This window comes from Mycobacterium sp. IS-2888, assembly GCF_001954215.1.
GTDB lineage: Bacteria > Actinomycetota > Actinomycetes > Mycobacteriales > Mycobacteriaceae > Mycobacterium.
The window spans coordinates 22,249-30,357 of sequence record NZ_MBET01000013.1 but is presented as its reverse complement, the minus strand read 5'-3'; the positions used below and the strand labels follow the sequence as shown (position 1 = coordinate 30,357).

Annotated in this window: 10 protein-coding genes and 2 pseudogenes; 11 read left to right on the top strand and 1 reads right to left on the bottom strand. The window is 65.5% G+C overall.

The annotated features are described in order from the left end of the window. Nucleotides 1–255, bottom strand: a pseudogene (locus A5745_RS02115) (hypothetical protein); the annotation flags it as partial. On the opposite strand from A5745_RS02115, the pseudogene A5745_RS02110 reads away from it, so the two are divergent. From A5745_RS02110 to A5745_RS02060, 11 genes and pseudogenes are all read left to right on the top strand, one after another. After that, nucleotides 247–651: pseudogene (locus A5745_RS02110) on the top strand (DUF6541 family protein); the annotation flags it as partial. The pseudogenes A5745_RS02115 and A5745_RS02110 overlap by 9 nt on opposite strands. A gap of 93 nt (nucleotides 652–744) precedes the next feature. Further along, the gene (locus A5745_RS02105) at nucleotides 745–1,209 is read left to right on the top strand and encodes a bacterial proteasome activator family protein (RefSeq protein WP_083662655.1); all 465 of its coding nucleotides are present in this window, start codon (nucleotides 745–747) and stop codon (nucleotides 1,207–1,209) included. Between the two features lie 17 nt (nucleotides 1,210–1,226). Next, nucleotides 1,227–2,033: an ABC transporter ATP-binding protein gene (locus tag A5745_RS02100; protein WP_076063149.1), complete on the top strand. Its 807-nt coding sequence runs from the start codon at nucleotides 1,227–1,229 to the stop codon at nucleotides 2,031–2,033. Next, nucleotides 2,030–2,941: a glycosyltransferase gene (locus A5745_RS02095; RefSeq protein ID WP_076114935.1), complete on the top strand. Its 912-nt coding sequence runs from the start codon at nucleotides 2,030–2,032 to the stop codon at nucleotides 2,939–2,941. Before A5745_RS02100 ends, A5745_RS02095 begins: the two co-directional genes overlap by 4 nt. Continuing rightward, nucleotides 2,941–3,771, top strand: coding sequence for an ABC transporter permease (locus tag A5745_RS02090; protein WP_076063145.1), 831 nt, complete (start codon nucleotides 2,941–2,943; stop codon nucleotides 3,769–3,771). The genes A5745_RS02095 and A5745_RS02090 overlap by 1 nt, the downstream gene beginning before the upstream one ends. A 32-nt stretch (nucleotides 3,772–3,803) precedes the next feature. Further along, a complete protein-coding gene (locus A5745_RS02085) occupies nucleotides 3,804–4,271 on the top strand; it encodes an RICIN domain-containing protein (protein ID WP_076114938.1) in 468 nt (155 codons plus the stop codon). Between the two features lie 68 nt (nucleotides 4,272–4,339). Next, nucleotides 4,340–4,861: a 6-carboxytetrahydropterin synthase gene (locus tag A5745_RS02080; RefSeq protein WP_083662653.1), complete on the top strand. Its 522-nt coding sequence runs from the start codon at nucleotides 4,340–4,342 to the stop codon at nucleotides 4,859–4,861. A 200-nt stretch (nucleotides 4,862–5,061) separates the two neighbouring features. Continuing rightward, nucleotides 5,062–5,541, top strand: a complete 480-nt coding sequence (locus tag A5745_RS02075; RefSeq protein WP_076063141.1) for a GreA/GreB family elongation factor — start codon at nucleotides 5,062–5,064, stop codon at nucleotides 5,539–5,541. A 3-nt stretch (nucleotides 5,542–5,544) separates the two neighbouring features. Then, nucleotides 5,545–5,955, top strand: coding sequence for a GtrA family protein (locus A5745_RS02070; protein WP_076114934.1), 411 nt, complete (start codon nucleotides 5,545–5,547; stop codon nucleotides 5,953–5,955). A gap of 31 nt (nucleotides 5,956–5,986) precedes the next feature. Further along, on the top strand, nucleotides 5,987–7,342 hold the full coding sequence (locus A5745_RS02065) for an FAD-binding oxidoreductase (RefSeq protein WP_076114933.1): 1,356 nt from the start codon (nucleotides 5,987–5,989) through the stop codon (nucleotides 7,340–7,342). Beyond that, nucleotides 7,343–8,107 carry a decaprenylphospho-beta-D-erythro-pentofuranosid-2-ulose 2-reductase gene (locus tag A5745_RS02060; protein ID WP_076114932.1) on the top strand — a complete coding sequence of 255 codons (765 nt, stop codon included), beginning with the start codon at nucleotides 7,343–7,345 and terminating at the stop codon, nucleotides 8,105–8,107. Nucleotides 8,108–8,109: the final 2 nt, after the last annotated feature.

Below are 8,109 nucleotides of genomic sequence, written 5' to 3'. Positions count from 1 at the left end.
GTTCGAGGCACCGATCACGGTGTCGCGGGCGCCCGGCTGGTTGGCCAGGTAGGCCATCGCCATCAGGTCGCGCTGGTCGATCATCACCGAGTCGTATTTGTCGCCGAACAGCACCAGGTGCCGATAGAAGTAGTGCCGCGCGATGACCACGGTCGACAGCATTAGCAGCACCGCGGTGGCCGAGACCCAGACCGGCGCGGGCTGCGGTTTGAACCGCTGGGTCACCCGTTTCGCGCCCGCGACCACCAGCGCGACCTGATGGCGATGGCCTACCTGGCCAACCAGCCGGGCGCCCGCGACACCGTGATCGGTGACTCGAACGTCGACGGCACCGCGTGGATGTATGCGGTGGCCGACCTGCACCCGCTGTGGACCCACTACGACTTTCCGCAGCAGACCGGGCCGGGTTACTACCGCTACATCTTCTGGACCTCGGCGCGCAAGGGCGACGACGATCCGAAGGTGGTCGAGGCGATTAAGGCCCTCAATATCAGGTACATATTGACTAGCACGCCCAACGTGAGAGGGTTTGCCACACCCGACGGACTAATGTCTCTAGAGAAATCGAAGTCGTGGGCGCTGATCTACGACAACGGTGGGGCCAAGATCTACGAATGGCGCGGAAACACCGCCGCGACGCCCCACCCCTAGACGCAACAAGAGGATGGTGACGCATTGAGTAACGGCAACGACGGCCGAGACGACGATGGCATCGAAATCATCGGCGGCGTCGATCCGCGGATCATGGCGATACGCGAGGAGGACGACGACGACTCCGACGGACGCTCCCTGACCGACCTGGTCGAGCAGCCCGCCAAGGTGATGCGGATCGGCACGATGATCAAGCAACTGCTCGAGGAGGTGCGCGCCGCACCGCTCGACGACGCCAGCCGTAACCGGCTGCGCGAGATCCACGCCACCAGCATCCGTGAGCTCGAAGACGGCCTGGCACCCGAACTGCGCGAAGAACTCGACCGGCTCACGCTGCCGTTCAACGAGAACGCCGCTCCGTCGGACGCCGAGCTGCGCATCGCCCAGGCACAACTTGTCGGCTGGCTCGAAGGCCTGTTCCACGGCATCCAAACCGCGCTGTTCGCCCAGCAGATGGCGGCCCGCGCACAGCTGGAGCAGATGCGCCACAGCGCGCTGCCGCCGGGCATCAGCAAGTCGGGCCACGGCCCCGGCTCGGGCACCGGGCAATACTTGTAGGCCGACGTAAGTAGCTGATGGTGGCGGGTTCGGGACCTCACATCGAGACACAGAGAGCGTGGGTGGAATTCCCCATCTTCGACGCCAAGTCGCGCTCGTTGAAGAAGGCCTTCCTAGGCAAGGCGGGCGGCACGATCGGGCGCAACAACTCCAACGTGGTCGTCGTCGAGGCGTTGCGCGACATCACCATGTCGCTCGAGCTCGGCGACCGGGTCGGACTGGTCGGTCATAACGGGGCCGGGAAATCGACTCTGCTGCGGCTACTTTCGGGCATCTACGAACCCACCCGCGGCTGGGCGAAGGTCACCGGGCGAGTGGCGCCGGTATTCGACCTCGGGGTCGGCATGGACCCCGAGATCTCCGGCTACGAGAACATCATCATTCGCGGCCTGTTCTTAGGGCAGAGCCGAAAATACATGCTGAGCAAGGTCGACGAGATCGCCGAGTTCACCGAGCTCGGCGACTACCTGTCGATGCCGCTGCGCACGTATTCCACCGGCATGCGGGTGCGACTGGCGATGGGCGTGGTCACCAGCATCGACCCGGAGATCCTGCTGCTCGACGAGGGCATCGGCGCGATCGACGCTGACTTCCTGAAGAAGGCCCAGTCGCGGTTGCAGGGCCTGGTGGAGCGTTCCGGAATCCTGGTGTTCGCCAGCCATTCCACCGAGTTCTTGGCCCGGCTGTGCAAGACGGCGATGTGGATCGACCACGGCGTCATCCGGCAGACGGGCGGTATCGAGGACGTCGTGCGCGCCTACGAGGGCGAGGAGGCGGCGCGCCACGTCCGCGAGGTGCTGGCCGAAACCGCCGGACAATCATGAGTGAGTCCGTCTTCGCCGTCGTGGTCACCCACCGACGACCCGACGAGCTGGCCAAGTCGCTGGATGCGTTGAGCACGCAGACCCGGCTGCCCGATCACCTCATCGTGGTCGACAACGACGGGACCGAAGACGGGCGGGTCAGCGACCTCGTTGCCGCCCAACCGATTTCGACGACGTACCTCGGTTCACGCCGAAACCTCGGCGGCGCAGGCGGTTTCGCGCTCGGCATGTTGCACGCCCTGGCCCAGGGCGCGGACTGGGTGTGGCTGGCCGACGACGACGGGCGCCCGCAGGATTCCCGCGTGCTGGCGACGCTGCTGACGTGCGCCGAGAAGTACGGGCTAGCCGAGGTGTCGCCGATGGTGTGCAACGCGGACGACCCGCAGCGGCTGGCGTTTCCGTTGCGGCGCGGCCTGGTGTGGCGAAGGTACGCAAGCGAATTGCGCACCGAAGCGGGCCAGGATCTGTTGCGCGGCATCGCGTCGCTGTTCAACGGGGCGCTGTTCCGGGCGTCCACCCTGGAAGCGATCGGGGTGCCGGACATGCGGCTGTTCATCCGTGGCGACGAGGTGGAATTGCACCGCCGGCTGGTTCGGTCCGGTCTGCCGTTCGGCACCTGCCTGGAAGCGGTCTACCTGCATCCCTGCGGATCCGAGGAGTTCCGGCCCATCCTGGGCGGTCGGATGCACACGCAGTATCCCGACAACCCCACCAAGCGGTTCTTCACCTACCGCAACCGCGGCTACCTGCTGTCGCAACCGGGTCTGCGTAGGCTGCAGGCCCAGGAGTGGCTGCGGTTCGGCTGGTTCTTCCTGGTGAGCCGCCGCGACCCCAAGGGCCTGCTGGAGTGGATTCGGTTGCGCCGCTTGGGACGTCGCGAGCAATTCGGCAAGCCCGGAGGGTCCTGATGAGTTTCCTCGACGCCGCGACTCAGTCCCGGACATTTACCCGCGCCCGTGCCGATCTGGTCGACGGGTTTCGCCGTCACGAGCTGTGGCTGCACCTGGGTTGGCAGGACATCAAGCAGCGCTACCGCCGCTCGGTGCTGGGACCGTTCTGGATCACCATCGCGACCGGCACCACCGCTGTCGCGATGGGCGGGCTGTATTCCAAACTGTTTCACCTGCAACTGGCGGTGCACCTGCCCTACGTCACGCTCGGGTTGATCATCTGGAACCTGATCAACGCCGCCATCCTGGAGGGCGCCGACGTCTTCGTCGCCAACGAGGGCCTGATCAAACAGCTGCCGACGCCGTTGAGCGTCCACGTCTACCGGCTGGTGTGGCGTCAGATCATCCTGTTCGCCCACAACATCGTCATCTACGTCGTGATCGCGATCATCTACCCCAAGCCATGGTCGTGGGCCGATTTGTCGGTGATCCCGGCGCTGGCGCTGATCGTGCTCAACTGCATATGGGTGTCGCTGTGCTTCGGCATCCTGGCGACCCGCTACCGCGACATCGGTCCCCTGCTGTTTTCCATCGTGCAGCTGCTGTTCTTCATGACGCCGATCATCTGGAACGAAGACACGCTGCGCCAGCAGGGTGTCGGGCGCTGGTCGAGGATCGTCGAACTCAACCCGCTGCTGCACTATCTGGACATCGTTCGGGCGCCGTTGCTGGGCGCCCCCCAGGAGCTGCGGCACTGGCTGGTGGTGCTGGCGCTGACGGCCGTCGGCTGGGTGCTGGCGGCGTTGGCGATGCGGCAATACCGCGCCCGGGTGCCCTACTGGGTGTGACCGCCTGGGCCAGACTAGAGGACGGAGCCGAAATGCATGAGTCGCGCTTGCCGGGCGGTGCGCGTCGGGCCGTAGTCCTCGTGGGCGCCGTGTTTGGCATCGCGATGCTCAGCGCCGGTGCGGCAAGCGCCGACGGACCGGTCCAGTTGAGAAGCCGGCTAGGCGATGCGTGTCTGGACGCCCCGAGCGACAGCTGGTTCACCCCCGTGGTGGTCAACCCCTGCAACGGCGCCGACACCCAGCGCTGGAATCTCAACGGCGACGGGCGAATCGAGAGTGTGGCCTTCCCGGGCCGGTGCCTGAATGTGCCCGAGTCCAGTTTGTCGCTGCGCCTTTTCGCCTGTTGGAACAGCCAGCGTTGGACCATCCAGCCCGACGGCCGGATCACCGCCCTGCTCGGTGGCTGCCTCACCGTCCTCGGCGGCCCCGGTCCCGGGACTTGGGTAGGACCCCGCATTTGCAACGGCTCACCCGAGCAGGGGTGGGATAGCGTTCCCTAACCGGGCCGGCGCGTCGCTTCAAGAATCTTTTGAGGATCCGACAAGGCCGGCGCACGACGCTAACCGTCGTGCAAATTCCTGATATCACCAGCGCCGACGGGGCGCACGTCGCCGTCATGCATCGTGCCGACGCGCCCGTCGGCCGGACGGCGCGGTTCCACATGCGCAAGATGTTCGACGACCTACCCTGCTGTTATCGCTCGTGGGCGAACCAGGGGAAGCGCTTCTTCCTACACGGCTATGAGCGGACATTCGAAGTCGAGTTCGCTTGGGCGGAAACCGAACCCGAGACCGTGGTGGACCCGGGTGCCGTCCGGGTGATCCGGGCGGCGCTGCGATACCAGTTCGACCACACCACGTTGATCGCCGCGGCCGACCCGCAGCGCGCCCTGTTCGAGTTGCTGGCCGAGCGGGGCGTCATCGATCTGCGCATCATGGACGACACCGGCATGGAGGGCTCGGCGGCGTGGGTGTTCGACACCGCCGAGCGGATCGTCAGCCTGGCGACCGGGGGCCGGGTCTGGGTGTCGCGGATAAAGGCACGCGAGCGCCGCAACCACGTCGTCACGCTGACCGCGGGACCGGTGTGATCGGCACCAAGCTCACAGCAACCCGTTCGCTGACGGCTCCAATGGGTATGCACGTGTACAACTAAATAGACGTGCTTGCCTGATACCGGTGACGGGCGGCCGCTTGGTGGTGTAACACTGATACGCCACGAATCGGATTCACGGCGCGTGTGTGATCAGCAAACGGCGACCCGAATCGTCGGGGCGAAAGGTGGGCGGACGTGACCAAGAAAGCCCAATCAGTGGCCGATGCCGCGCGGGAGAACCTGGCCGCGGAGCTGGATCGGCTGCGGCAGCGTCGCGATCGCCTCGAGGTCGAGGTCAAGAACGACCGCGGCATGGTCGGCGACCATGGGGACGCGGCCGAGGCAATCCAGCGCGCCGACGAACTGGTCGTGCTGGGTGACCGGATCAACGAGCTGGACCGGCGATTGCGGACCGGGCCGTCGGAGTCCGGAGAGGCAGAAACGCTGCCCGGCGGCACCGAGGTGACCCTGCGCTTCCCCGACGGTGAAGTGGTGACGATGCATGTGATCTCGATCGTCGAGGAGACCCCGGCCGGCCGCGAAGCCGAGACGCTGACCGCCCGCAGCCCACTGGGCCAGGCGCTCGCCGGGCGCAAACCGGGCGACACCGTGACCTACTCGACGCCCCAAGGGGAAAACCAGGTCGAGCTGATCGCGGTGAAGTTGCCCAAATAGCCCATGCCCGACGTCGCGCCGCCACAGCTGAGTCTGACCACGCAGATATGGCGCTTCGTAGTCACCGGCGGGCTGGCTGGAGTCGTCGACTTCAGCCTCTACCTGGTGCTTTACCGAGTGGTCGGCATACAGGTTGACCTGTCCAAAGCCACCAGTTTCGTGGTCGGCACCATCACCGCCTACCTGATCAACCGCCGGTGGACGTTCCAGGCGTCACCGAGCACCGCGCGGTTCGTCGCGGTGATGGTTCTGTACGGCATCACCTTCGCCGTGCAGGTCGGGCTCAACCATCTGTGCCTTGCCTTGATGCACTATCGCGGCTGGGCGATACCCGTCGCGTTCGTGATCGCGCAGGGCACCGCGACCGTGATCAACTTCGTCGTGCAGCGAGCCGTTATCTTCCGCCTCCGCTGAGCCAGCCGGCCAAGCGGTACCCTCTTTGACGATGTTCACCACCAAACGCCTGACGGGCTGGGGTCGCACCGCTCCCTCCGTCGCGACGGTGCTTTCCACCCGGGATGCGGAGGAGATCGCCAAGGCAGTGGCCAATGCGGGCGACCGCGGCGTGATCGCACGCGGCCTCGGCCGTTCCTACGGCGACAACGCGCAAAACGGCGGCGGTCTGGTGATCGACATGACGCCGCTCAACCGCATCCACTCGATCAGCGCCGACACCCGGCTGGTCGACACCGACGCCGGGGTCAACCTGGACCAGCTGATGAAGGCGGCGCTGCCGTTCGGGCTGTGGGTTCCGGTGCTGCCGGGCACCCGGCAGGTCACCATCGGCGGGGCGATCGCCTGCGACATCCACGGCAAGAACCATCACAGCGCGGGCAGCTTCGGCAACCACGTGCGGTCGATGGACCTCCTCATGGCCGACGGCGCCATCCGCACCGTCACCCCCGACGGGGACGATGCCGAGCTGTTCTGGGCCACCGTCGGGGGCAACGGCCTGACCGGGATCATCCTACGCGCCACCATCGAGATGACCCCGACGGAGACGGCCTACTTCATCAACGACGGCGACAACACGGCGTCGCTGGACGAGACCGTCGAGTTTCACAGCGATGGCAGCGAAGCCAACTACACCTACTCCAGCGCCTGGTTCGATGCCATCAGCCCCCCACCCAAGTTGGGACGCGCGGCGATCACTCGCGGGCGCCTGGCACTGCGCGACGAGCTTCCCAAGAAGCTGGCCAAGCATCCCCTTAAATTCGATGCGCCACAACTGATGACGGTGCCCGACGTCTTTCCCAATGGGTTGATGAACAAGCTCACGCTGAGCACCATCGGCGAGCTGTACTACCGCCGAGGCGGCCACTACCGCGGCAAGATCCAGAACCTTACGCAGTTCTATCACCCCTTGGATCTGCTGGGTGAATGGAACCGTGGCTACGGATCAGCCGGTTTTGCGCAATATCAATTCCTGGTGCCCCCCTCGGCGGTCGACGAATTCAAACAGATCATCCGAGACATTCAAGCGAGCGGCCACTACTCGGCGCTCAACGTCTTCAAACTGTTCGGGGCCGGAAACCAAGCCCCGCTTAGCTTTCCAATTCCCGGCTGGAATGTGTGTCTCGACTTCCCGATGAAGCCCGGACTCAACGAGTTCCTCAACGAACTCGACCGCCGGGTGCTGGAGTTCGGCGGGCGGGTCTACACCGCCAAGGACTCCCGCGCCACCGCGGAAACCTTTCACGCCATGTATCCGCGCATCGACGAGTGGATCGCGGTGCGCCGCAAGGTCGATCCGCTGGGGGTCTTCGCCTCCGACATGGCCCGACGTTTGGAGCTGCTCTAAATGGTGCTCGACGCGGTGGGAAATCCGCAGACCATCCTGCTGCTGGGCGGCACGTCCGAGATCGGGCTGGCCATCTGCGAGCGCTACCTGCAGAACGCGCACGCGCGCATCGTGCTGGCAGCCATGCCCGACGACCCGGGCCGCGACGACGCGGTGGCCCAGATGAAGGCCGCGGGCGCGCGGTCGGTGGAGTTGATCGACTTCGAGGCCACCGACACCGACAGCCACCCCAAGATGATCGAGCAGGCATTCTCGGGCGGCGACGTGGACGTGGCGATTGTCGCCTTCGGTTTGCTCGGCGACGCCGAAGAACTGTGGCAGAGCCAGCGCAAGGCGGTGCAGATCGCCGAAATCAACTACACCGCGGCGGTTTCGGTGGGCGTACTGCTGGCCGAGAAGATGCGCGCGCAGGGCTTCGGCCAGATCATCGCGATGAGTACCGTGGCCGGCGAGCGGGTGCGGCGATCCAACTTCGTCTACGGCTCTACGAAGGCGGGCTTGGATGGCTTCTACCTAGGCCTGTCAGAAGCGTTGCGCGAGTACGGGGTTCGCGTCCTGGTGATCCGTCCCGGCCAGGTGCGGACCCGGATGAGCGCGCACATCAAGGAAGCCCCGCTGACCGTCGACAAGGAGTACGTCGCCAACCTCGCGGTGACCGCGGCCGCAAAAGGTAAGGAATTGGTTTGGGCGCCAGCAGCATTCCGTTATGTGATGATGGTGTTGCGACACATCCCGCGGAGCATCTTCCGCAAGCTGCCAATCTGACC

Bases quoted from the DNA above. Each gene is read 5' to 3' on its own strand.
- A5745_RS02105 (WP_083662655.1), top strand. From the start codon at position 745: ATGGCGATACGCGAGGAGGACGACGACGACTCCGACGGACGCTCCCTG.
- A5745_RS02100 (WP_076063149.1), top strand. From the start codon at position 1,227: ATGGTGGCGGGTTCGGGACCTCACATCGAGACACAGAGAGCGTGGGTG.
- A5745_RS02095 (WP_076114935.1), top strand. From the start codon at position 2,030: ATGAGTGAGTCCGTCTTCGCCGTCGTGGTCACCCACCGACGACCCGAC.
- A5745_RS02090 (WP_076063145.1), top strand. From the start codon at position 2,941: ATGAGTTTCCTCGACGCCGCGACTCAGTCCCGGACATTTACCCGCGCC.
- A5745_RS02085 (WP_076114938.1), top strand. From the start codon at position 3,804: ATGCATGAGTCGCGCTTGCCGGGCGGTGCGCGTCGGGCCGTAGTCCTC.
- A5745_RS02070 (WP_076114934.1), top strand. From the start codon at position 5,545: ATGCCCGACGTCGCGCCGCCACAGCTGAGTCTGACCACGCAGATATGG.
- A5745_RS02065 (WP_076114933.1), top strand. From the start codon at position 5,987: ATGTTCACCACCAAACGCCTGACGGGCTGGGGTCGCACCGCTCCCTCC.
- A5745_RS02060 (WP_076114932.1), top strand. From the start codon at position 7,343: ATGGTGCTCGACGCGGTGGGAAATCCGCAGACCATCCTGCTGCTGGGC.